Below are 23,367 nucleotides of genomic sequence, written 5' to 3'. Positions count from 1 at the left end.
GTTTTATGCGGTCACATGGCGGCGCGTCCCGGACGAGGGTGGCGGTGCTGCCCGCCGCGCACCCGGCCGTCCGCCGGATCACGGGGTTGGCGTCGTCGGGCCGCCTCGAGATGGTCCCGATGCGCCCGGGCGTGGTCAACGGTGAATCCCACCCGGGCACGTACGTGAAGGACGACGGCCCGGCCCCCGACCGCGACCTCGATCACGTGGACGTGGCCCACGTGCATTTCGGCTACGACTACCTGGATCCGGAGAGCGCCCGGGACGTCATCGAGCACCTGTCCCACGCCGGGGTCCCGATGGTGCTGACCGTGCACGACATCGTCTACCCCTCCCACGAGGACTCCGAGCCACACCGGGGGTACACCGGCACTCTGGTCGGCGCGGCTGTGCAGGTACTCACCCTGACCGAGGTCGCGGCGCGGGAGCTGTGGGTGCGGTGGGGCGTGGAGGCGATGGTGGTGCCGCATCCCCGGCTGCTCGACGAGGCCGAGATCTCGTCGGCCATCCGCGCGTCCAAGCACCTCCGGGCACCCGGGGACACCGTCGTGGGTGTGCTGCTGGAACGGATGGGCGAGAACATCGAGGGGCCCGAGCTCCTCGACCTGCTGGCGCCGGTGGCGACCGGCCGGCGGAACGCGCACCTGCGGATCGTCGTGGAGGCGCAGGCGTGGCGTGACGCGTGTGGTGAGGACCGGGAGAGCGGCGGGCACCACCTGGTGGCCGAGCTCGCGGCGGAAGGCGGGTGGGAATCCGTGCGGCTGATCCGCTACGAGGCCCGCGACCTGGGGCCCGTGCTCGCCGAGTTCGCCGCCCTGGACGTGTGTGTGCTGCCGTATCGTTTCGCCACGCATTCCACCTGGCTGGAGCTGTGCCGGGACCTGGGGGTGACGCCCGTGCTCCCGGCAGTGGGCTTCCTCCGCGAGCAGTGGTTCGACCGCTGCGACCCGGACGAGCACTCGGGTGAGGTGTACGACCCCCGCGACCCCGGCACGTTGACATGGGCGGTGCGCACGGCCATCGACGAACCCCGGTCGCCGCCGCCGCGCGTCGAGGGCGCGGATCCGGGGAAGGTCATGGCCGCGCACGAGCAGGCGTACCGGATGGCCGCGCGACGGCGTGAGGCGATCCAGGAGGGTTCCTGAACCGGGCCGCGCGTGTCAGGTTCCGGCGTCCGCGCGGGTGATCTCGATGGGCCAGGCGAGCATCAGCACCGAGTCGGGCGCCGGGGACGCCGAGTCCATGCTCAGCTCGAGGCACACGGTGACGGGTGCTCCCGGGGTCGTGCGGGTGGCGGCCGGCAACACCAGTGGTTCGTCGACGGTGGCGGCGTCCACCGGCTCCGGCAGTGTCGCGTCACCGGCCAGGATGCTGGGGGTGCCGCTGCTGAACGTGGGCGCGGCGCAGGCGCCTCCGTTGGTGGTGACGGCCCGGATCCGGACGTCGGCGGCGGTCGTGGGGTCGCCCTCCACCAGCGCGCCCCTGCCGATCACCACGTGGGCCTCCGAGCGGGAATCGACGCTCGTCCGCAGGGTCAGGGGCTGGTACGCGGAACGGTTGCGGAGCGCGGCGGTGTCCACGCGGACGGGGAAGTGCCCGCCGTAGGTGGAGATGGGAGCGGTCCAGGTGGTGCCGAAGTCGGTGGATGCCTGCACTGACCAGGAGGAGCTTCGTAGCGCCGACTCGCGGGCATCGTCCTCGCGGTCCTGCATGACCAGGGTGGTGCCGAGTGCACAGGCGGAAGCGGAACCGAGGGCGACCAGCGCGGTGGCCGCGTGTCGAATCCGCATAGCTCCTCCGAAAGCCATTACTCGGCGACCGGTCCGGAGGAGGGGGCTCCGGCACGGGCTGGCCCGCCATGATCGCCGCTTCATCCAGAGTATGGTCGCCGGTGGCCGAATCGTTACATTTCCTGCGGCGAGTGACGAATCTCACGACAGTTCCTGCGTGTTGCAGCGGGTGTCAGCGGATGTAGACGACCGTCCCGGTTTTCTGGTTGACGGTGGCCCAGCGCCACCCGTCCGAGTCCGGGTCGCTCGAGGTGAGAGTCCTCCAGTCCCCGCTGGGGCGGATGCCCTCGTTGATCCAGGTGTCCAGCGCGGTCAGGGCGGTGCGGGTCCCGGTTGGGACCTTGTCGCCCTTGACGACGACGTCGAGGTCATCGCCGTCCACCTCGACGGTTCCTACCGTCGTCGTGTCCGCGGACGCCGAGAGGGTGCCGGGGTCGGTGGGCATGGCGGTTGTTGGGGATGCGGACGTTGTGGTGGTCTGCGCGGTGGTGGTGTCGTTCGTCGTCGTGGTGGACTCGCGCTTGGTGGACGTCACGATGCTGGTTCCGGCAGGCTCGGCGGGGTTGGATGCCGACGGGTCTGGTGGCGCTGAGGTCGTGATCTCCGACGCCGTGGGGTCCTCCAACGGGGACGTCACCGTGGTTGCCTCAGGGAGCGATGTAGTGATGGGAGCCTCCGGATCGGCGTCGAGGGCCCTCCGACTTGCTGGCTGTGAGGTGACCGTGAACCCGCCGCCCCAATAGTCTGGGGTATAGCTTGATCCGTTGTATGCAGTGCGAGAGTTTCCTCCGGGCATTCCATTGAGTGGGAACACCGCGCTCTTGGCGGGCAGAGCGTTGTCCGTGACTCGCTTCACCCCGCATTCGGAACGGGAAAGCACAAAGTACATTTTCGCAGCTAGGTAGTCCTGCTGGCTCCAGTTCAAATTCCTAGCGGTCCAACTCTCAATATACAACCCTACTTCAGAGAATGCGTGGGGCGGGTCCTGACTTTCTCGCAAGGTAATGACCGGCATATGTCGAAAGTAAGTGGGTTGGGTGCCTCCCCACTGGACTCTCATGAAGTCTGAAAGTGAGTGCGGCCCGGGGTTCCCTTGCCAAAGGGTATGGAAATCTTGCGAATATGCAAGACGGTCATCGATATTGATGCTCTCGACGCCAATATCAATCCTTCCCGAGGGGGTACCAGCCTCTGCGAGTTTGCCGTTTGTCTGAGTTGACACACTGCACCGGGCGGAGGTCTTGATGTCGACAGCGTTGATTGTCTGAGGTGAACCAATGTTAATGCGAATTCCGAAACCAAACGCCCTCGTGTTGAGGCTGGCGGCTGCGTACGAATTCGCTGCCGTCTCGCATTGGTTCAAGGAGGTTGCGGAGTCCGCAAATGAGGAGTTAATAAACTGGCATCTGAAACCACCAGGCCTCACAAAGTTGACGGGGTAAGGCGATTGCCACCTGTTGTTCGCTACGTTTCCCTGTTGATTGTTGAGAGCTTTATCCGGATCCAAGGGGCCGTAGTTGTTCATTGAGGCGCCATCGTCCAGAAGCATCGGCCCTCTCCAATAGGATTTCCACTGGGGGTCACCGGGTTGCCCGATCGCGGTGTTCCCGGTCAGTCCCTGCTCGTACTCGAAGGATTTCGAGTAGGGGTCGTTGTCGCCCTGACCATTGATGGTGGTCGAAGAGTAGGCGCTACCGCCAACCACGCGTGTGTATGCAAGTGGCCACTTAGCGGCAACGCCCGCCTTGGCGAATTCGCTGTCTGTGTAGGCGGCTTCAGTCTGCGCGACGAGGCCGTCACCCGTGCTTGCCGACACCACGGACAGGGCGGTGACGGCGGCCAGGGTTGCGAGGCCGACGGCGCGGAAACGGGTGTGGACGGACATCAGGTCTTCCTCTTCCGTGGCCAGAATGACCAGGTGACGAGCAGTGTCATGGCGATGGTCATGCCCGCCATGACGCGGGGATCAGACACCTTGGAGACGAGGTAGCCGAGCTCGGGGACCGAATAGATCACCACTCGTGCTTGAGTGACCTGATAAGGGGCGGGGTCCTTGTTGTCATTGGCATCGCCCTTCATCTCGATGGAATACTCACCGCCACCGACATGGGCAGTCGACACGACGCGGTGTGTGACGGGTAGCTGCCCCGGGCGGTCGATGGTGAGGACGTCCCCGACCTCCGCCTGCGAGGCCTGGATCTCGCGGACGAGTGCCAGGGAACCCGTCGGGATGGTCGGGCTCATCGAGCCGGTTTTGAACATGATGAGCGAGATGTTGAACGCGAACGCGGCGACCACAGCGATGATGCAGATGACCCCACCGAGGGCGAGCAGATCGAGAATTCGCTCGCCTATCCACTTCCCGATGCGGGGGCTGCGTGGGGTCGTCGGTGCCGCGTGTCGAGGGCCGAGTGTGGTGTGGGTCATCGTGGTCACGTTCCGATGATCGTGGTGAAGGGCCACGTGACCGAGAAGTCGGCGCCGTTCGCCGCGTCGGCGGTCGCGTTGTTGGCGAGGCTGAATTCAAAGCAGACGGTGCGGCCCGGGCCGGCGGTGGTGTCCGTCCCTGCCAGGAGAGTGATCGTGGGCCCGGTGATCACCGCTCCTGCGGTGGTGTAGGTCATGGCGGTGCCCCGCAGATAGGAGACTCCCCCGGTTTGGGTCACTGTGGTGGAGTTGCAGGTGTGGTTGGGCGACATGTACGCACGGACTCGAACCGCGTCGACCATTGTCGGGGTCGAACTGCCGTTCAGAGTCACAATGCCGGTCCCCATGGTGACCGTGGCCGGATTCGTCACGCCAGAACTCGTCCGCAGGGCGAACTTGGAGTACACCGTCGCGCCGGGAACCAGGCCGGTGGATGGGTTCATCTCCATCACCGCGGCACTGCCGGAGGTGAAATGGTTGCTCCACGTCCCGTTAACCCCGTTAGTCGAGGTCGTCGATCCTTCGATCCCGCCGCGAATCGAGGCGAACTGGCCGTTCGCCCACGTGCTGTCCTGGAAAGTAGCGACGGTAGCCAGCGAGCCTAAGCCCAGCACGAGGCCCGCTGCGGCGAGGACACGGGTCTGGCGCCACCAACGATGATGTGTGCTCATCCCGCTCCTCCCTCCGAACTGCGAATTGGCGACAAGTACTTATACGGAAGTCGCGGTGAAGTGCCAGACGAGACCCGCGGACCCGGTGCCGTACGGGTTGGTCGATGGATCGTCGCCCGAACCCTGGGACGCCACTGTGACTTTGAAGCACACTGTCTTGGGAGTGGTGGCAGTGGTGTTCAGCGTCTTGTCCAAAGTCACAGTGCCGGAAGCAGGGGAGACCGGCTGAAGCGTGTCCGTGGCCGGGCCCTGAGCACTGGGCACGAGCGCGGTGCCGGCGAGGTACCCGGCCTCAGTGCAGTTGCCGGGACCGGGGACGACAGTGGCGCTCCACGTGAGCTTGGAGCGAAGCGCCGGATCGCCCGTCCCGAGGTACTCAGAGACTCGGACCTGTCCGTTGAAGTCGGCCTTGGTCGAGTCTATTGCCAGGCTGAACGGTGCGTAGTAGCTGGTCCCCGGCGAGACAATCGTGGGTACCACTGACGAGAAAGCGAGCGGCGCACTATTCCCCTGCGTCGAGTACTCGCCCCACGTGTGAGTCGAGGTGGTGCTCGCGCTTCCCTGGACGTTAAACTGGCCGGCCCGGAACTGACCGTTGACCCAGATGTCGTCGGACCAAGCAGCGAGCGTCATGGCGGCGCCGAGCCCGCACACGAGACCGCCCGCTAGAAGTGCCCTAAGGCGACGACGGTGGTCAGCCGCGCGGGAAGTGGAATCGGGATCGGTCACAGAGGGGCCTTCCAAGGTGTGAAACGAACTGAGTGGGGCGGTAAGAGTCGCCCCACTCAGAGCAGCGTTGGAAAGTCACGTGCTACCTGAACCGGGAGTGGCTGACAGACGGCTCGACACTCCATGGTTCAAGACTGTGACGGGACTCCAAGCCGATCAGTTGGTTGTGACGGACTCGCCGGTGAACTGCCAGACGACCGGGCCGGTCGACAAGCCCTGCATGTCGACCGCGCCGGTCGTTTCGTTGTCCGGCAGCGTTACCGCAAAGCAGAGGTGCTGCTCGGTGTCCTGATTGGCGGCCACGGTGAATGCGTCTGCTAGGTCTCGTGTGAGCGCGCCCGGTCCGAGTAATTCTGTGCCGGCGCCGAAGACGGCCGGGTTGCAGATGCCGCCCTCCGCGATCGTATTGATCTCAAAGGTGAGATTGTTGAACAGGCGAGCAGCATTCGGATCTGCGGGGGCGGTAGCGCCAGTCAAGGAGACGAGAGCCTCGGTCGAGGTTTGGTCCGACGTGGCGATGGAAATCGGGGCGTAGACGGTGTCGCCGGGCGCCATGTTGTTCGGCGTAAGCACGAAGGTGAGTGCGTCACCGGGGGACGTGTCGTAGTTCTCGTACGTCGACTCAGGGGCGCCGTAGACATTGCCCTGGAGTTCGAACGTGCCGGTGCCGAACGTACCGTTCGCGAACACATCATCCGACCACGCGGCCAGGGTGACAGCGGCACCGAGGCCGAGGACCACGCCGCCGGCGAGGATCGCCTTGCGCTTGCGGCTGCGCTCCTGCTGCTTGAGCTGGGCGTCGGGGGTGAGGGGTTCGTTGGCGTTCAAGAGACGCGCCTTTCCATGGGGGCCACCGGATGGGCCCAGAACTGATGTGGAGTGTCGGCCCCGTACGGATTCGAACGCTGATCGACTTCGGACCGCGAAGGTCCCGCATGAGGATTGCACATATTTATTCACAATGGAATGCCGTTGACGGATTCTTATCTCAGCAGTGTGGTAGACCGAGCGGTTCGCAGCGGCGCCGCCGCGGGTCGGTTTTAATGAGCAAGCCTAAGTTTTCTCAGTTTTCTGTCAGCATATTGCGAGGTCGCTAGGCTGAGACCCCACGGCTGTCAAGTCCGGACCTCCGGCGCGACGGCGCTGGCATACTCGGCTGCAGTGCCCCGACCACCGCGTCGGTGAAGTCACTCACACAACCCACGAGGAGTCGTCGATGCCCCCCACCTCCGCCCTGAAGCTCGGTTACAAGGCCTCGGCCGAGCAGTTCGGCCCGCGCGACCTGGTCGAGTACGCGGTCCTGGCGGAGCAGGCGGGTATGGACTCGGCCACGGTCTCGGACCACTTCCAGCCGTGGCGCCACGACGGCGGCCACGCCCCGTTCTCCCTGGCGTGGATGACGGCCGTGGGGGAGCGCACCGAGCGGCTGCAGCTGGGCACCTCCGTGCTCACTCCCACGTTCCGCTACAACCCGGCGGTGCTCGCGCAGGCCTTCGCCACCATGGCGTGCCTCTACCCGGACCGCATCTTCCTCGGCGTGGGCACCGGCGAGGCGCTCAACGAGATCGCCACGGGCCACCAGGGGCAGTGGCCCGAGTTCAAGGAGCGGTTCGCCCGCCTGCGCGAGTCGGTCCGGCTCATGCGCGAGCTGTGGACCGGCGAGACCACCAACTTCGACGGCGATTTCTACACCACCAAGGACGCGTTCCTCTACGACGTGCCCGAGGGTGGCGTGCCGGTCTACATCGCCGCCGGTGGACCCGTGGTGGCCAAGTACGCCGGCCGGGTGGGCGACGGCTTCATCTGCACCTCGGGCAAGGGCATGGAGCTCTACACCGACAAGCTCCTGCCGGCGGTGGAGGAGGGTGCCGGGATCAACGACCGTGACTCCTCCCGGATCGACCGGATGATCGAGATCAAGATCAGCTACGACCCCGACCCGGCCGCGGCACTGGAGAACTGCCGCTTCTGGGCGCCGCTGTCGTTGACCCCCGAGCAGAAGCACTCGGTGGACTCGCCGCGGGAGATGGAGCGCCTGGCCGACGAGCTGCCCATCGAGCAGGTCGCGAAGCGCTGGATCGTCGCCTCGGACCCCGACGACGCGGTGGCGCAGGTCAAGCAGTACGTCGACGCCGGTTTGAACCACCTGGTGTTCCACGCGCCGGGCCACGACCAGAAGCGGTTCCTGGACCTGTTCAAGACCGACCTCGAGCCGCGGTTGCGTGACCTGGCGTGAGCGGCGCGAGCACCGTCCCGGGCCCGGACAAGGCTGATCTCTCCGGCCTCGAGGGCCTCCTCGACGTGGTCGACTCGGTACGAGTCCTGCGCTACCCGCACGAGACGGAAGCCGATGAGGAGGGTCAGACCACGGAGTGGCACTGCGACATCGTCGTCGTCGACAACGTCCCCGCGCCCGGGTTCACCACCTACGCCACCGTCGGCGCCCGGGAGCTCCCCACCAACGTCACCACGCCCGACGGGCGGCAGATCCGCAGTGAGTTCGTCACCGTCGGCCGCACCGGACACCGCGCCATGGCCGACGTCCTGGACGCGTGCGCGCTGGCCGTGGCGACCGGGTCCATCCATGTGGCGCCGGGCGCGGTGATCCCGGGCGCGGTGGGGCTCGTCGACTCCGGCCGACGCTGCGAACACCTGGTCCTCACCCCGCCGTTCCTGTGGCCCGACCTGCAGGTGGTCGACGAGACCGGCGGCCCGGACGGCACCGGGCCACTGCTCACCCGGCTCCAGGCCGTGCCCATCACCTCCGCCGAGATGTCGGCGGTCGCCCGCGACGGCGCCGACGCGCTGTTCGAGCTCCTCGACTCCGCCGGCGCCGATGTGACCAACCCGGACCGGCCGAGCGTGGTGTGAGGCGTGACGTCGCCCCGCGGGACCGCCGGTAGGTCCGTCCGGGTACTCGACACGGCCGCCGGCCGGATGATCGTCGAGGCCACCCCGCGAGGCCTGGCGCGCCTGGACCAGGTGGGGCCGGACCCGAGTGGCGTGGACGGGGACGTCGCGTCGTGGCTGGCCGTGGAACCGTCCGACGACGACGAGGTGAACAGGTCCGAGCCCGGCGCGGCCGCTGAGCACCTCGACCGGGTGGCGGAGCAGCTCGAGGCCTACTGTGCGGGCCGGTTGCGTGAGTTCACCGTTCCGGTGGACTGGGCCGCCGCCGGAGTGCACGACGCGTTCTCCCGCGAGGCCTACCGCGAGATCCAGCACATCCCGTACGGGGAGACCTCGACCTACGGGCAGGTCAGCGTGGACGCGGGCCGGCCCCGCAACGCCCGCCGGGTGGGGCGGTTGTGCACCCTCGTGCCGGTGCCGTTCGTCATCCCGGTGCACCGGGTGATCCGCGCCGACGGCGGGATGGGCAACTGCCCCGAGTGCCGCCTCCGGCTCCTCGAGCACGAGCGGCGCAACCTCACGGCCGCGGCCCCGGTGCCGTTCCCCGGCGGTGCGATCTAGCAGGCCGGGTCATCCGAACAGCGGTGGGCACCGAACCACCCCGTGGTTAGTCTGGCGGCAGTCCGACCGCCGACCACGAACCCGGGGGAGATCCCATGACTGTCGGAGATGTCACCACCGAAGGGCCACAGACGGTTCCGGGGCGCAGCGCCGGGGCCGCGGTCGAGAAGTACCTGCACGTCCGCCGGCTCACCGACCTGCTGGCCTCCCGTCTCAGCGCCGAGGACCAGGTCCCGCAGTCGATGACCGCCGCCAGCCCCGCGGCCTGGCACCGGGCGCACACCACGTGGTTCTTCGAGGAGTTCGTGCTGGGTCGGCTGCCGGGCTATTCCTCACCCGAGCCGGTCTTCCGGTTCCTGTTCAACTCCTACTACGAGGCCGTCGGCCCGCGGCAGCCCCGACCCCAGCGCGGGCTCATCACCCGCCCGTCGGTGGCGGAGATCGGCGACTTCCGGGCACGCGTCGACGACGCGGTGGTGGCCGCGCTCGAGGCGGGCCGGGTCGACGACCGTGGGCTGGAGCTGCTCGAGTTGGGCCGCCACCACGAGCAGCAGCATCAGGAACTGATGCTCATGGATGCCAAACACCTGTTCTCGCACAATCCGACCGACCCCGTCTACGTGCACAGGTCCGCGGACCCGGTCGCCGCGGCGCCGGGGGAGACGGACTGGCTCGTCGTCGTCGAGGGGGTCGCGCAGGTCGGCGCGCTGGATCCCGCCGACGGCTTCTCCTACGACAACGAGCGCCCGCGTCACCGGGTGTGGATCCCCGACGGACAGGTGGCGACCCGCCAGGTCACGGTGGCCGACTGGAAGGAGTTCATGGCCGACGGAGGGTACGCCCGCCCCGAGCTGTGGCTCTCCGACGGGTGGGCCGCCGTGCAGGACGAGGGCTGGGACGCACCCGGGTACTGGAGGCGCGAGGACGGTGTCGGCGTGAGCGCGTCCGCGGGCACCGCAGGGGCTCCCGCCGCCGACGGCGAGTGGACCACCTTCACCCTCTCGGGTCGCCGTCCGGTCGTGGACGCCGAACCCGTGTGCCACGTGTCCTTCTACGAGGCCGACGCGTACGCCCGGTGGGCCGGGGCCCGCCTGCCCACCGAGTTCGAGTGGGAGGTCGCCACCGCCGGCTGGGAGATCCGCGACGAGCTCGACCCCGACCGCTGCCACCCGCAACCCGCCACGGATCGGACGATCGGCGGCGTCTGGGAATGGACCGCCAGCGCCTACCTGCCCTACCCGGGGTTCGTCACCGAGGAGGGCGCCGCCGGCGAGTACAACGGCAAGTTCATGTCCGACCAGCACGTCCTACGTGGTGGCAGCGCCCTCACCCCGGCGGGCCACACGCGACCCACCTACCGGAACTTCTTCCCCGCCTCATCCCGGTGGGCGGCGACGGGACTGAGGCTCGCCCGATGACCGACACCGAGAACCCGACCACGACGACGACCACGACGACGACCACCACGACGACGACGACGACGGAGTCCACCGACCCCGACACCGCCGCGCTGGAGTCGGACCTGCTCGAAGGCTTCTTCTCCGACCCGCCCACCCTGCCCCCGCGCTGGTTCTACGACGAGAAGGGCAGCCTGCTGTTCGACCAGATCACCCGCGTGGCGGAGTACTACCCCACCCGGGCCGAGGCCGAGATCCTGCGGGCCCGGGCCGGCGACATCGTGGGCGAGGCCTCGACGGTGGTCGAGCTCGGGGCCGGGACCTGCGAGAAGACCCGGGTGCTGCTCGACGTCTTGGCGGCCGGGAGCGCGGATGCGGGATTCGTGCCCCTGGACATCAGCACCGAGATGCTCTTCGAGACCGCCCGCGCGCTCGAGCAGGAGTATCCGGGTCTGCGGATCGACCCGGTCATCGGCGACATCACCGCTCTCGACGGCCCGCTGCCGGGTGAGCCGGGCGGACGGCTGGTGCTGTTCCTCGGCGGCACCGTCGGCAACTTCAGCGAGTCGCAGCGCGCCGGGTTCTTCCGCATGATGCGCGGGATCATGGCCCCGGGTGACCGGCTGGCCGTGGGATTCGACCTGGTCAAGAGTCCGGACCGGCTGGTCGCGGCCTACGACGACGCCGCCGGGGTCACCGCCGAGTTCAACCTCAACATGCTCGACGTGATCGCGCGGACCGTCGAGTGCACGGGCCTCGACTGCCGCGACTTCCGGCACGAGGCCGTGTGGAACGCCCGGGAGAGCCGGATCGAGATGTGGCTGCGCGCGGTGCGCGACGTGCGGATCGACTTCCCGACCCTCGGGCGGGAGCGCACGCTGGCCGCCGGTGAGGGGATCCGCACCGAGATCGCCCGGAAGTTCGAGCCCCACGCACTCGTCGACGAACTCGCGGGACACGGCTTCGGCGGTCAGGCGGTGTGGACCGATGCGGCGGGCGATTTCGGGCTGGCCCTCGTCGTCGTCGACTAGGAGTTCCGACCCGGCGGTTCCTCGCCGGCACCGACCATCTCTCGCGAATCCTGGACCGGCGGTCCCTCGTCGACTCCCGTTCGGTGTCGTACGTGTGTTCTATACTTTGAGCCATGGAACAGGGAGTGTGGGACGCGCCGGAGCAGGGGTCGGAGACGGCCACGCTGGCCGACGTTCTCGCGTTCCTCGAGGCCTCCGTGGAAAGCCTCTGCCAGGTCGACTGGTCGGATCAAGACGCGGACGTGCTGGTCGACGCCGTGGGACGCGCCGAGATCGTGGCCCGCCGGCTGGAGGCCGCCGGAGCGCGCGCCACTGCCGAACTGGCGGGCCTGCACAGACAGAAGGGTCGTTCCGCCGGGGGAGTCGCCGCGATGCTGGCGGAGAAGCTTGGCCTGGCCAGAGGCGTCGTACACGGGCGGATCGAGGCGGGCGGGAGGCAGGCCACCCCGGCCGGGCGGGCGGCGGCGGTCGGAGAGATCACCGCCGAGCACGAGCGGATCATCTCCAGGGCTGTCTCCGGACTACCCGGCACGATGGGCGGGGCGGCAAAGACCCGATTCGCCGAGGGACTCACAGAGCTCGCGCGCATGGTCGCCCCGGCGGAGTTGCGGGCGGAAGCCGCCCGCCGGGTGGCCGCCCTGTGTCCCGACCGCGGTAAGGACCGCGAGGAACACCAGGAGCGGCGGCGCTCCGCCCGGCTCGGCGCGGTCCGCACCGACGGCACCAGCACGCTGACCATGACTCTGACTCCTCGCGCCCGGGCGCTCGTCGAGCGTGCGCTGTGCGACTTCGGCGGACCCGGCGGGGCCGTGGCATGTGAGCCCGGGTCGGACGAGCGCACCCCGGAGCAGCGGGCGCACGACGCGCTCGTGCACCAGTGGGCGCTCGGGTCGACCGTCGACCCCGCCCGGCCCAAGGGAATCGCCACCATCGTGGTGCGCGTGACGCCTGAGCAACTCGAGGAACCCGCCGCACTCGTGGAGACCGACTCCGGCACCCAGCTCAGCGTCCGCCAGGCCGTCTCGATGGCCGGGTCGCTGCCGTGGTTCGTCTCGCTACTGCGCGACGGCCGCGAGGAACTGCACCGGATCGACGTCGACGCCCACCCCGACCGGCGCCTGGCCTCCGCCATCCAGCGCCTGGTCCTCCACGCCGCGCACGGAGGCTGCACGTTCCCGGGTTGCGCCGCACCGGCCAGGGGGAGCCAGTTCCACCACGTGAGGGAGTGGTCGCGAGGCGGACCCACGACTGTCGCCAACGGCGCGTTGGGCTGTCCCGTGCATCACGCGTTCGTCGGCGACGGCCCGTCGGCGTGGACGACCGTCGCGGACCAGGGCTCGCCTGGTCGCTGCAGGTGGCTGCCGCCCGGCGTCGACAGGCTCACCGATGTCTGACCCGGCCCCTGGCAGCAGCGCGTCAGCCCCTCCCGGCATCTCGCCGGCGCGGCCGCGCGTCGGGGCGCGCGACGGGTCTGCATGGCGTGTACGAGGTGTGCCGGCGGGCTCGCGCTGTCACAATGCCCTCGTGCCCGATTCCGCCGTATCCGAGACTCTCCCGCCCGAGACCGACGCGCCCACGATTCCGTCCCCGGTGACCGACATGCCCCTGTCGTCGTCCGCTGTGTACGTGGCGGCCCCCGAGGGCGACACCGGGAAGTCGACCGTCGCCCTCGGCCTCCTGCGCATTCTCGCCGGGACCGTACAGAGGGTGGGGGTGTTCCGCCCGGTCACCGTCGCGCCGCGCGTCGTCGATGCCGATGCCGATGCCGGCACCGGCACGGACACCGAACCCCCGCGCGACCGCATCGTGGAGATGCTGCTCCAGCACACCACCGTGGACCTCGACTACGAGGACTGCATCGGCGTGACCAACGACCGCGTTCACGAGGACCGCGACTCGGCGCTGGCGGAGATCGTGGACAGGTACCACGTGGTGGCCGGGCAGTGCGATGTGGTGGTGATCCTCGGCACCGACTACACGGGCGTGCCCAGTCCCACCGAGTTCGACTTCAACGCCACACTCGCCGTGAACCTCGGCGCGCCCGTGCTCCTGGTGATCCGCGGCGCCGACCGGACACCAGGGGAGATCGGCACGAACGCCCGGCTGACGCTCGAGGAGCTCAGGGTCGAGCACGCCCACCCGGTGGGGATCGTGGTCAACCGGTGCGACCCCAGCGCGCTGGAGGCAATCCAGGCCGAGCTCGCGCCCCTGGACCTGCCCGCCTGGACGCTGCCGAGCCAGGCCCTGCTCACCGCGCCCACGATGGGGGAGCTGGTGGAGGCCGTGGACGGCACCCTCTACTCCGGTGACCCGGCCCTGCTGGACCGAGAGGTCATGGCACTGATGGTGGGCGGGATGACCGGTGAGCGGATCCTGGAGCGGCTGGTGGACGGCATGGTCGTCATCGTTCCCGCTGACCGGACCGACGCCGTTCTCGCTGTGCTCACCGCGCACGGCGCGGAGGGCTTCCCCTCGTTGGCGGGGATGATCTGGAACGGGAGCCTGATGCCGAACGCGGCGATGGATCGACTGGTCCGTGGCATGCGCTCGACGTTGCCGATCGTGTGCACCGACCACGGCACCTACGACACCGCCCGCCTGGCGGCCGAGACCCGGGGACGCGTGTACTCCGGCTCCGGGCGCAAGGTCGAGACGGCACTGAGCCTCATGGAGAAGCACGTCGACACCGAGGAACTGCTCGCCCGCCTGCGTGTGGACACCCCCGACGTCATGACGCCGCAGATGTTCGAGCACCAGCTCCTCGAGCGCGCCCGCGCGGACAAGCGGCACATCGTGCTGCCGGAGGGCGACGACGACCGGATCCTCCACGCCGCCGGCCGGCTGCTGCGCCGGGATGTCGCCGACCTGACGATCCTCGGCGACCCCGAGGCCGTGCAGCGACGCGCGGATGAACTGGGCATCGACCTGTCCGGGGCGCAGGTCCTCGACCCACGCAGCAGCGAGCACGCCGAACCGTTCGCCCGGCAGTACGCGGAGCTGCGCGAGCACAAGGGCATGACGCTGGACGTGGCCCGCGACCGGATGCTCGACATCTCCTACTTCGCCACGATGATGGTGCACACCGGCCTCGCCGACGGCATGGTCTCGGGTGCCGCGCACACCACCGCGCACACCATCCGACCCGCGCTGGAGATCATCCGGACGAGGCCGGGCGTGAAGACCGTGTCCAGCGTGTTCCTCATGTGCCTCTCAGACCACGTCCTGGCGTTCGGCGACTGCGCGGTCGTCCCCGCCCCGACCGCCGAGCAGCTCGCCGACATCGCGTTGTCCTCCGCCGAGACCGCGTCCCGGTTCGGTGTGGACCCGCGAGTCGCGATGCTGTCTTACTCCACGGGCGACTCGGGCAGCGGAGCGGACGTCGACAAGGTGCGTGAGGCCACCGAGATCGTGTGCGCACGGATCGCCGCGGCCGCGGAGGGGGACCCGATGGCGGACCTCGTGGTGGACGGACCGCTGCAGTTCGACGCCGCCGTCGACCCGACGGTGGCCCGCAAGAAGATGCCGGACTCACCGCTGGCCGGCCGGGCCACCGTCCTGGTGTTCCCCGACCTCAACACCGGCAACAACACCTACAAGGCCGTGCAGCGCACCGCCGGCGCCGTCGCGATCGGGCCGGTACTGCAGGGGCTCCGCAAGCCCATCAACGACCTCTCCCGCGGCGCGCTGGTGGAGGACATCGTCAACACGGTCGCCATCACCGCCGTTCAGGCGCAGGGTGCAGGCGTTCAGGCGCAGGGTGCAGGCGTTCGGGCGCAGGGTTCAGGCGTTCGGGCGCAGGGTTCAGCAGTTGAGGCTCAGGGGACCGCCGGCGCCCGCGAGGGCGAGTCGTGACCCGCGTCCTCGTCATCAACTCCGGCTCCTCCTCGCTCAAGCTGCAGATCCTCGACACCGCGCTTGACTCCGAGCTGGCGTGGGCGTTGGTCGAGCGCATCGGCGAGCCCGTCGGAACGCTGACCGTGCGGCGCGGTGACCTGGCCGGTTCGCCGGGTGGGGAGCGCAGCGTGGAGGCGGCGGTCCCAGACCACACCGTGGCGCTCAGCCGGGTGCTGGAGCTCGCGGGCGAGCTCGGCGCCCACCCCACCGACCTGGGGGTCGAGGCGATCGGTCACCGGGTGGTCCACGGCGGGCCGGACTTCCACGATCCGGTCAAGGTCACACCCGAGGTGGAGGCGGGTATCGAGAAGCTCGATCTGCTGGCGCCGCTGCACAACCCCGCCAACCTGCGCGGGATCCGCGTGGCCCGCGAGCTGCTGCCCGGCCTGCCGCACGTGGCGGTGTTCGACACCGGGTTCTTCCACACCCTGCCCGCCGCGGCTCACACCTACGCGATCGACCGCGCGGTGGCGAGCAGATGGGACCTGCGCCGATACGGCTTCCACGGCACCAGCCACGAGTTCGTCTCTCGCCGCACCGCCGAGATCCTGGGTCGGCCGTACGACGAGCTCGATCAGATCGTGCTGCACCTCGGCAACGGGGCGTCGGCCTCGGCGATCGCCGGCGGGCGGGCGGTCGACACCTCCATGGGCCTGACTCCGCTCGAGGGCCTGGTCATGGGCACGCGTCCCGGCGACCTCGACCCCGGTCTGATCATCCACCTCATCCGCGACCGGGGCATGTCGCCCGAGGACGTCTCCACCCTGCTCAACCGCAGGTCGGGGCTGGAGGGGTTGGCGGGCGCCCGCGACTTCCGGGAACTGCTCGCACGGGTCGATGCCGGCGACGACGACGCCGTGCTCGCCTACGAGGTGGTGATCCATCGACTGCGTCGCTACATCGGCGGCTACTGGGCGGTTCTCGGCGACGTCGGGGCCATCACGTTCACCGCGGGAGTGGGCGAGAACGTCGCCCGCCTGCGTGCGGACGCCCTGTCCACTCTCGGTGGCTGGGGGGTGGAGATCGACCCGGAGGCCAACGAGAACGGTTCAGGGGAACGCGTCATCTCGACGCCTGGCAGCCGGGTCACGGTTCTGGTGGTGCCGACCGACGAGGAGCTGGCGATCGCCCGGGCGTGCGACAGGGTCCTGGGGCTGGGGGAGTGACAGGGACACCTTTACCTAAGAACGTCCTTACGCTTACAGTGGGGGCCACCCCCCGGGCCTCAGCCCGGTCCTGACGAAGCTGGTCGATGCCGAAGCACCCACGATCTCCGCGTGTCACCGAGCCCGCCCGCGATACGCGGCCCGGCCGGTCGCGAGGTCGTCGGACGGTGGGGTTGATCCCGGTGGCTCTCGCGACGGCGGTCACCCTGGTGCTCGGCGGGGCATCCGTCGCCCGCGCCATCACCGCCGCGCCACTGGACGCGCACACCGACCTGGAATTCTCGCTCGACGGCTCCACCTGGACGGATGCACCTGACCTCGTCCTGGGATCGTGGGGGTGCGACCTCGCCGGCGGGCCCGCGCTCTCCGACCCGGAGGGCGCGATCGGCGGGACCCCCGAGGTGGACCCGTGCTCGATGTCGCCGGGAGAGTCGATCGACCGGACCTACCACGTCCGCAATGCCACCGACACGGGCCGAACCGGGCGGTACGCCGTGGGGGTCGGCGACTATCTGGTCTCGGGCGCGGCCGAATTCGACGTCAGCAGCACCATCACCGGCGCCGTCGGCTCCGATTCGCGGACCGTGACCCTCTACGGCGCCGACACCCCCCGGTCAGCCGATTCCCCGGCCCGCGGCACCACGGTCGCGGCACTCGATCTCGCACCCGGCCAGACGGCGAGGGTCGTCGACGAGGTATCGGTGCCCCGCGACGTGGAGAACTACGCGCAACGCCAGAGCGTCAGTCCGATGATCTGGGTGTCGTTCACCGACATCGGGGTCGTGGACACCGACGGTGACGGCCTGCCGGATCTCGTCGAGGACCAGCTCGGCACCGACCCGACCGACCCGGTCAACCGACTTCCCGACGGCACGGTCGGGCGATCCTTCGGGCCCGAACCGTTCCTGCCGCGCACGCCCGAGGGGGCCGTGCTCGCGGTGGACGCCTCGACTCTGCCGCCGGGCCTGCGGCTCGAGGACGGCGTCCTGGTGGGCACCCCGTCGAGGGCCGGGACCTATGACGTCGAGTTCACCGTCACCCTGCCCGACGGTGCGACGTACACCTCCGTCCGTCGCCTGATGATCCGGCCCGCGTCGGGCGGCGGGTCCGCGGACCTACCGGACGTCATCTGGCCGGTGGTGATCGTCGGGGTGATCGGGCTCATCCTGGGGCCGGGGCTCGGGTCCCTGGGGGGCTCGATCGGCGGGTCACTGGGCGGGTCGCAGGGCGGGTTGCCCGGCTGGCCCTGGAACGGGTCCGCCGGCGGTTCCAGCGGCGGGTCGGCCGGATCCGGTTCCGTCCCGGCCGCTCCCGTCACGTCAACTCCTGCGACCTCTGCCCCCAGCTCTGCGCCCCCCTCGCCGCCGCGGTCCACGCCCTCGCCCGCCGGACCCGACGGCGCCGACGGCCCCGGGCAGATCCCGGTGAACTCGGTGACGCCGCGCGAGGGCGCGCCGTCGTCGGAGTGGGCACGCGCCAACTCGCAGGTCCGCGGATCCCTGGCGGAGACGGGTGTGGGCGCGACCGACCTGCTGTTGTGGGCGCTCACCGCCGCCGCGGCCGGGGTGACCCTGATCCTGTGGGCCTCCCGGCGGCGTAGCGCCCCCGAGGACTGAGCATCCGGTCCCCGGGACGGGTCAGAACATCGTCCTCGGCCGGATGCTGTTGGCCTGGTCCACCAGGCGGAAGCGCTGCTGACGCGTCTCGGTGGACCGCGCGAGGGTCCGCAGCACGGTTTCGGCACCCGTCCTCAGTCCGAACTCGGTGAAGGGCACCCCGCGCATCAACGGTGAGGGCGAGGGCTCGTTGCCGGGAAGCTGGATCCAGGCGAGCGCGGTGGTGAGCACTGTCAGCCGGATCTGGAACGCCCGGTGCTCGCCGGCGGACAGGTTGGTGACCCGGCGCGCGGCCTCCCGCAGGTGGGATTCTTCGGTCTCCTGCAGGGGCCGCCCCTGGCACAGCAGCAGGATCGCCGTGAGGTTGGCCAGCGCCGAATAGCGCGAATTGGGCGGCACCCGGTCCAGTTCCTCGATCGCGGCCGACACCTCTCCGCGCCGCTGCAGCTGACGCGCCAGCCCGAACGCGGAGCTGACCGCCGCCCGGTCCACCGACCACACCGTGCGGTAGAAGTGCTCGCTCGAGCGCGCCCAGCGGGTCCGGTCCCCCTCCGGGCACACGTCGAGGATGAGCTCGGCCGTCGCGGCCAGCGCCAACTTGGGGCCGTTCTCGCCCGGCATGGCCGACAAGACCTGCTGGAACTTGGGATACGCGCCCACGGGGTCGCCCTTGAGCAGGGCGATCACCCCGACGTACCAGACCAGGCGCCACTCCGAGCGCAGTCGGTGGGCGTTCTCCTCCAGCAGCGCCTCGGCCGCCGCGAGGTCGCCGCTCTCGAGGTAGGCGCGGGTCAGCGACATGATCACGCCCACGCTCTCGTGGGCCTCGGACTCTGAGTCGGAGTAGAGCTCACGGAGCGTGTCGATCCGCTGCTCGACGGAGGTGTACGAGGTGGCGGCGAGAATGCGCCCGGCGGGATCGGAGGATTCCATCAGCGGCACGGGCAGGGCGTCGACGAGTTCGGCCCCGGTCAGGGTGGTGTCGCGGGCGTGGCCGTCGACGAGGAAGTCGGTCGGTTCGACCGTGAACAGCGTGCCGAAGGTGGACCGCTGCGGCGAGAACACCGAGGAGAACGCGGGGTGTGGTTTCCCGGTGCGCAGCGCCAGCACCTCGCGCAGCACCCCCATGAGCTGCCCGGCCATCCCGTTGGCGCTACGGAACCGCATGTTCGGGTCCTCGTTGGTGGAGCGCAGCAGGAACCGGTAGAGCGAGTCGTACCGGCTGAACACCGGCTCCTCGACGGGGGAGGGGATCCCGTCGGCGTAGCGGCCGTCGACCACCGGGAGCCGGACGATCAGCGAGGCCAGGGTGCGCCCCACGGTGTACAGGTCGGAGGCGATGGTGGGGCCGGTCACGGGGATCTCCGGTGCCTGGAAGCCCGGGGTGCCGTAGATGTGCCCGTAGTCGCCCACGCCCGAGACGGCGCCCATGTCGATGAGCTTGACGTGGTCCTCGGTGAGCATAATGTTCTCGGGCTTGAGGTCGTTGTATACCAGTCCCACGGAGTGCAGGTAGGACAGCGCTGTGAGGGCCTCGAGGACGTACGCGATCGCCTTCTCCACGGGCAGGACCCGGCCGGGCGCCGACCGCCGCACGTCCCGCAGGCTGGGGCCGCCGACGTATTCCATGACGATGTACCCGCCGTGTGTGGGCGAGGTGGCCCAGTCGTCGTGGATGAAGTTGTAGATCCGGACGATCGACGGGTGGGAGAGCTCGGCCAGGATCTCGCGCTCGGCCACCGCCACCTCCTGCGCCTCCGCCTGGTCGGCGTGGAGCAGGCCCTTGAGCACCACCCACCGGTCGGAGACGTTGTGGTCCAACGCGAGGTAGATCCAGCCCATCCCGCCGTGGGCGAGCGCGCCCCGCACCTCGTACTGGTCGGCCACCACGTCGCCGGGTCGGAGCTCGGGCCTCGGGAGACGGCCGCCGGAGGCCTCGCACTCGGCCTCGATGTCCTCCGGCGAGAGCATGGCCGAGTTGGGGTCCACCGGGATGATGTACGGCAGGTCCACCAGCCCCTCCGACGCCGGACTCGGCCGGTCCTCGGGCTTGCTGGGTTGCCGCATCCGGAATGGTGCGGATCCGGTTCGGTCGCCGGTGGTGACCTCGCCGGTCCGGGCGGAGGGCCGCTCGGCGGGGACCGATCGGGTACGCGACTCGGGGTCGTCGGTGGTGTCCGCGGTGGCCACGGGCCCGGTGACGGCACCCGCCTCGTCGTCGCGGGTGTCCGGGCTGCCGGATGCGTCCGAGGTGCTGCCCGACCCCGCGGTGTCCTCGAGGTATCCCGTCATGGAGACGGCCCCGGTCGCGGAGATCGCCCCGGTGGCCTGCATCGCACCGGTGGCCTGCATCGCCCCGGTGGCCTGCATCGCACCTGTGGCGGGCATCGCCCCGGTGGCGGCGACCGCCGACGTGGACTCCGTCGCCTCGGTGTCCCATGACGCCTCTGTGTGCCCCCGCGTCTCCGTGTGCCCCACCGCCTCCGTGTGCCCCGCCGCGCCCGTCACCTCGAGTGCGCCGGTGACCGACCCCGGCTCGGGGCGGAACGTGGCCTCGGTCCCGGCGGTCGGCTCGTCGACCGCGGGCCCGTCATCCCATTTCCGGTAGCTCATCTCGGCTCCTCCGGCACGTAGGCCGGTTCGGGCATCCCGGGGCTCGGGCCGAGCCCTGAGAGCCACGTGGAGTACATGCGGTTCCACGTGCCGTCGGCCCGGATCCGCTCGAGGGTCGAGTTGACCTGCCGGACCAGCCCGTCGGTGTTGTTGCCGGGGGTCGACTTGGCGATGCCCACCCCGTACGGCTCCGCGTTGAGCTGCGGCCCGACGATCTCCAGGTACGGATCCTGGGCGGTGATGCCCACCAGGATCGCGTCGTCCGTGGTGATGGCGTCCACCTGGTTCTGCTGGATGGCCACCAGGCAGTCGGCCCACGTGTTGACCGACAGCACCGTGAGCCGCTGCAGCTCCTCCCACAGTCGGGAGGCCGAGGTGGTGCCGGCCGCCACGCACACCCGTCGGCCCTCGAGGTGTTCGATCTCGGTTATCCCGGAGCCCCGCACCGCCAGCACGCGCTGGTAGGCCTGGTAGTACGGCACGGAGAAGGTGATCAGCTCGCGCCGCGCGCACGTGATGGACATCGACCGGATCACCACGTCGACCTGGTTGTTCTCCAATGCCTCGATCCGGTTGACCGAGGTCAGTGAGCGGAACTCGACCTGGCCGGGATCGCCGAAGATGTCCCGGGCGATCTCGCGGGCCAGGTCCACGTCGAAGCCGGTGAGCTGCCCGGTGCCCGGGTCGCGGAAGGAGAACAGGTTGGAGCCCTGGTCCAGTCCCACGATCAGCCGCCCCCGGTCTCTGATGCGCGGGACGCGCTCCTCGGGCGGGGCGTCGTCCGGGCGCAGGCTCGGCAGCGGGTCGCAGGACTCGTCGGGGGTCACCTGGGGGAGTCCTGTCGGGCCGTCGGTGCTGATCACCGCTCCGGCCGGCAGCGGCATCACCGCGGACACCTCCGGGATCCCCACGTGATCCGACTCGGAGATCATCTCCCGGTCCGGCCCGCCGTCGCCGCCGCGCGCCTCGTCGTCGTCGACCCCGCACGCTCCGGCGAGCACCAGGGCGGCGACCAGAACGCCCCCGGTCACCACGCGGGCGGTCCGCCGCCCGGCCCACCACCTCATCCGCGCGCTCACAGGTACTCCCTGATCCGGGGTGCGATGCCCACGACCACGGCGAACGCGGCCAGGGCGGACAAGGCCATGATCAGGTCCGGCCCGGTGGCGGAGGTGCGCCGGGCGTTGTCGATGCGCGTGCGCAGCGTGTCGCGGGCTTCCTCGATGGCGTCCTGCATGGACTCGTCGAACTCGTCGAACGCGGCACCGGAATCGCCCTCCTCCTGGCCCGAGGAGATGGTGATGGCCCCCTGGTAGTCGCCCTGTTGGTAGAGCGAATCGGCGCGGTTCTGGGCGGCCATCCAGTCGTCCAGGGCCTCGATCGCGCTGGTGACGGCACCGTCGCCGTCCAGGCTGATGCGGCTACGGGACTGCTCGTCCGGGTCCAGGTAGACGGTCAACGAGTCACGGACGCCGCCGAGGATGGCGGCCCGCTCGGCGGCCGACCCCTCGGGATCGGTCCGGCGCACCAGGTTGAGCGTCTCCTGCGCGCGGACCTTCTGGGCGTCGATCCGCTGCCGGGTGAGCTCGTTCATCGGTGCCGCGCCCTCGGACAGGCCGCGCGCGTTGTTGTTGGCGGCCAGGAAGCCGGCGATCATGGTGAGCAGGAAGGTCGCCACCATGAGCAGCGAGGCCAGCCCCAACGCCGGGTTGATCCGCCGCCCGGTGATCTTCCACAGCCACTGCTGCAGCAGCACCAGTACCGCGATCGCCATCCCCAGCAGGATGAACGACCCCCACGGCGGCGAGGACCACTCGCGGTCCGACTCGCCCACCGAGGTGGACTGGCGGTCGTACAGGTCGGCGGCCGCGGGCAGGATCGTGTCCTGCATGAGCGTCGAGGCCGACGCGAGGTACGCCGAGCCGACCGGGTTGGCGACCCGGTTGTTGGTCCGCGCCGTCTCCACGAGTCCGGTGTAGGTGGTCAACTGGGCGTTGATGTGCGCCAGCTGGTCGATGGACTCCTCGTCGGCTCGGTCGAGGCCCAGGGAGGCGGCGATGATCGACGCCGACGAGGTGGCGATGGCCTGGAGGTACCGCTCCCTGAGCTCGGCGGGTTCTATCCCGCCGGTGATGAAGGCGGTGTTGGCTGCCGAGTCGGCGATGGTCAGGGAGCTGTACAGCGTCTGGGAGGCGTTGGCGACGGGTTCGACCTCGGCCAGCAGGGTCTCGTGGTGGCTCTGGCGTTGGGTGATGGTCTGCGACGCCACGATTCCGCCGAGCAGGATGGTGACGATCGCCGCCACCGCGAACACCGACATCCGCCCCGGTGTGGTGAGGACGTCGTTCCAGAACCGTGCGGCCCGGCGGCGGACCGGCCGGCGGGGGCTCGCGGCGATCTTCTCGGAACCGGACCCCCCGGACGTTCCGGCACCTGACCCGGCACCCGGACCCGAGGGCGACCCGGAACGCGCGCCCGGACCGGAACCGGGTCGGGGGCCGGGTCCGGCGTCGCTGCTCCTGGTGAGGGTCGGGAGGCCCATCTGGTCTCTCACCTCCCGGT

19 protein-coding genes are annotated in these 23,367 nt (G+C 69.7%); 10 read left to right on the top strand and 9 right to left on the bottom strand.

The window, feature by feature from the left end:
- Window positions 1-5 precede the first annotated feature (5 nt).
- The gene (locus ABD250_RS14425) at window positions 6-1,145 is read left to right on the top strand and encodes a glycosyltransferase family protein (protein ID WP_194307013.1); all 1,140 of its coding nucleotides are present in this window, start codon (window positions 6-8) and stop codon (window positions 1,143-1,145) included.
- Between the two features lie 15 nt (window positions 1,146-1,160).
- Here ABD250_RS14425 and ABD250_RS14420 read toward each other — a convergent pair whose 3' ends face one another.
- The 6 genes from ABD250_RS14420 to ABD250_RS14395 form a co-directional block, all read right to left on the bottom strand.
- Window positions 1,161-1,790 carry a hypothetical protein gene (locus ABD250_RS14420; RefSeq protein WP_182659055.1) on the bottom strand — a complete coding sequence of 210 codons (630 nt, stop codon included), beginning with the start codon at window positions 1,788-1,790 and terminating at the stop codon, window positions 1,161-1,163.
- A gap of 172 nt (window positions 1,791-1,962) precedes the next feature.
- Window positions 1,963-3,675 carry a hypothetical protein gene (locus ABD250_RS14415; protein WP_182659054.1) on the bottom strand — a complete coding sequence of 571 codons (1,713 nt, stop codon included), beginning with the start codon at window positions 3,673-3,675 and terminating at the stop codon, window positions 1,963-1,965.
- On the bottom strand, window positions 3,675-4,217 hold the full coding sequence (locus tag ABD250_RS14410) for a signal peptidase I (protein ID WP_182659059.1): 543 nt from the start codon (window positions 4,215-4,217) through the stop codon (window positions 3,675-3,677). The genes ABD250_RS14415 and ABD250_RS14410 overlap by 1 nt, the downstream gene beginning before the upstream one ends.
- Window positions 4,218-4,222: 5 nt before the next feature.
- Window positions 4,223-4,888, bottom strand: a complete 666-nt coding sequence (locus ABD250_RS14405) for a SipW-dependent-type signal peptide-containing protein (RefSeq protein ID WP_182659053.1) — start codon at window positions 4,886-4,888, stop codon at window positions 4,223-4,225.
- Between the two features lie 39 nt (window positions 4,889-4,927).
- Window positions 4,928-5,617: a SipW-dependent-type signal peptide-containing protein gene (locus tag ABD250_RS14400; RefSeq protein WP_338404217.1), complete on the bottom strand. Its 690-nt coding sequence runs from the start codon at window positions 5,615-5,617 to the stop codon at window positions 4,928-4,930.
- A 156-nt stretch (window positions 5,618-5,773) separates the two neighbouring features.
- Window positions 5,774-6,445, bottom strand: coding sequence for a SipW-dependent-type signal peptide-containing protein (locus ABD250_RS14395; RefSeq protein WP_182659051.1), 672 nt, complete (start codon window positions 6,443-6,445; stop codon window positions 5,774-5,776).
- 388 nt (window positions 6,446-6,833) lie between these two features.
- Between ABD250_RS14395 and fgd the strand changes: the two genes are divergently transcribed.
- The 9 genes from fgd (at window position 6,834) to ABD250_RS14350 (ending at window position 18,192) form a co-directional block, all read left to right on the top strand.
- Window positions 6,834-7,853 (top strand): glucose-6-phosphate dehydrogenase (coenzyme-F420), encoded by a 1,020-nt coding sequence (gene fgd, locus ABD250_RS14390; RefSeq protein ID WP_182639161.1) that lies wholly within the window; start codon window positions 6,834-6,836, stop codon window positions 7,851-7,853.
- Window positions 7,850-8,488, top strand: coding sequence for a suppressor of fused domain protein (locus tag ABD250_RS14385; protein WP_344392928.1), 639 nt, complete (start codon window positions 7,850-7,852; stop codon window positions 8,486-8,488). The genes fgd and ABD250_RS14385 overlap by 4 nt, the downstream gene beginning before the upstream one ends.
- A 3-nt stretch (window positions 8,489-8,491) precedes the next feature.
- Window positions 8,492-9,088: a methylated-DNA--[protein]-cysteine S-methyltransferase gene (locus ABD250_RS14380; RefSeq protein WP_344392926.1), complete on the top strand. Its 597-nt coding sequence runs from the start codon at window positions 8,492-8,494 to the stop codon at window positions 9,086-9,088.
- 95 nt (window positions 9,089-9,183) lie between these two features.
- A complete protein-coding gene (egtB, locus tag ABD250_RS14375) occupies window positions 9,184-10,506 on the top strand; it encodes an ergothioneine biosynthesis protein EgtB (protein WP_182658607.1) in 1,323 nt (440 codons plus the stop codon).
- Complete coding sequence (egtD, locus tag ABD250_RS14370; protein WP_182658608.1) at window positions 10,503-11,516, top strand: L-histidine N(alpha)-methyltransferase; 1,014 nt, start codon at window positions 10,503-10,505, stop codon at window positions 11,514-11,516. Before egtB ends, egtD begins: the two co-directional genes overlap by 4 nt.
- A gap of 113 nt (window positions 11,517-11,629) precedes the next feature.
- Window positions 11,630-12,910, top strand: a complete 1,281-nt coding sequence (locus tag ABD250_RS14365; RefSeq protein WP_344392923.1) for an HNH endonuclease signature motif containing protein — start codon at window positions 11,630-11,632, stop codon at window positions 12,908-12,910.
- A 205-nt stretch (window positions 12,911-13,115) separates the two neighbouring features.
- A complete protein-coding gene (pta, locus tag ABD250_RS14360; protein ID WP_194307038.1) occupies window positions 13,116-15,368 on the top strand; it encodes a phosphate acetyltransferase in 2,253 nt (750 codons plus the stop codon).
- Window positions 15,365-16,576 (top strand): acetate/propionate family kinase, encoded by a 1,212-nt coding sequence (locus tag ABD250_RS14355; RefSeq protein ID WP_182659219.1) that lies wholly within the window; start codon window positions 15,365-15,367, stop codon window positions 16,574-16,576. The genes pta and ABD250_RS14355 overlap by 4 nt, the downstream gene beginning before the upstream one ends.
- Before the next feature lie 167 nt (window positions 16,577-16,743).
- The gene (locus ABD250_RS14350) at window positions 16,744-18,192 is read left to right on the top strand and encodes a thrombospondin type 3 repeat-containing protein (RefSeq protein ID WP_344392919.1); all 1,449 of its coding nucleotides are present in this window, start codon (window positions 16,744-16,746) and stop codon (window positions 18,190-18,192) included.
- Between the two features lie 21 nt (window positions 18,193-18,213).
- Here the strand turns inward: ABD250_RS14350 and ABD250_RS14345 are convergent, their stop codons facing one another.
- The 3 genes from ABD250_RS14345 to ABD250_RS14335 are packed head-to-tail and all read right to left on the bottom strand — an operon-like array spanning window position 18,214 to window position 23,347.
- Window positions 18,214-20,805, bottom strand: a complete 2,592-nt coding sequence (locus ABD250_RS14345) for a serine/threonine protein kinase (RefSeq protein ID WP_182658647.1) — start codon at window positions 20,803-20,805, stop codon at window positions 18,214-18,216.
- Entirely contained in the window at window positions 20,802-21,872 is a 1,071-nt protein-coding gene (locus ABD250_RS14340; protein WP_182658649.1) for a glutamate ABC transporter substrate-binding protein, read from the bottom strand. The genes ABD250_RS14345 and ABD250_RS14340 overlap by 4 nt, the downstream gene beginning before the upstream one ends.
- Before the next feature lie 8 nt (window positions 21,873-21,880).
- Window positions 21,881-23,347 (bottom strand): hypothetical protein, encoded by a 1,467-nt coding sequence (locus ABD250_RS14335; RefSeq protein ID WP_344392917.1) that lies wholly within the window; start codon window positions 23,345-23,347, stop codon window positions 21,881-21,883.
- Window positions 23,348-23,367: the final 20 nt, after the last annotated feature.

Source organism: Dietzia cercidiphylli, assembly GCF_039531545.1.
In the GTDB taxonomy this organism is placed as follows: domain Bacteria; phylum Actinomycetota; class Actinomycetes; order Mycobacteriales; family Mycobacteriaceae; genus Dietzia; species Dietzia natronolimnaea.
Note: the sequence above shows the minus strand (reverse complement) of the source record. Positions and strands in the feature narration are given on the sequence as shown.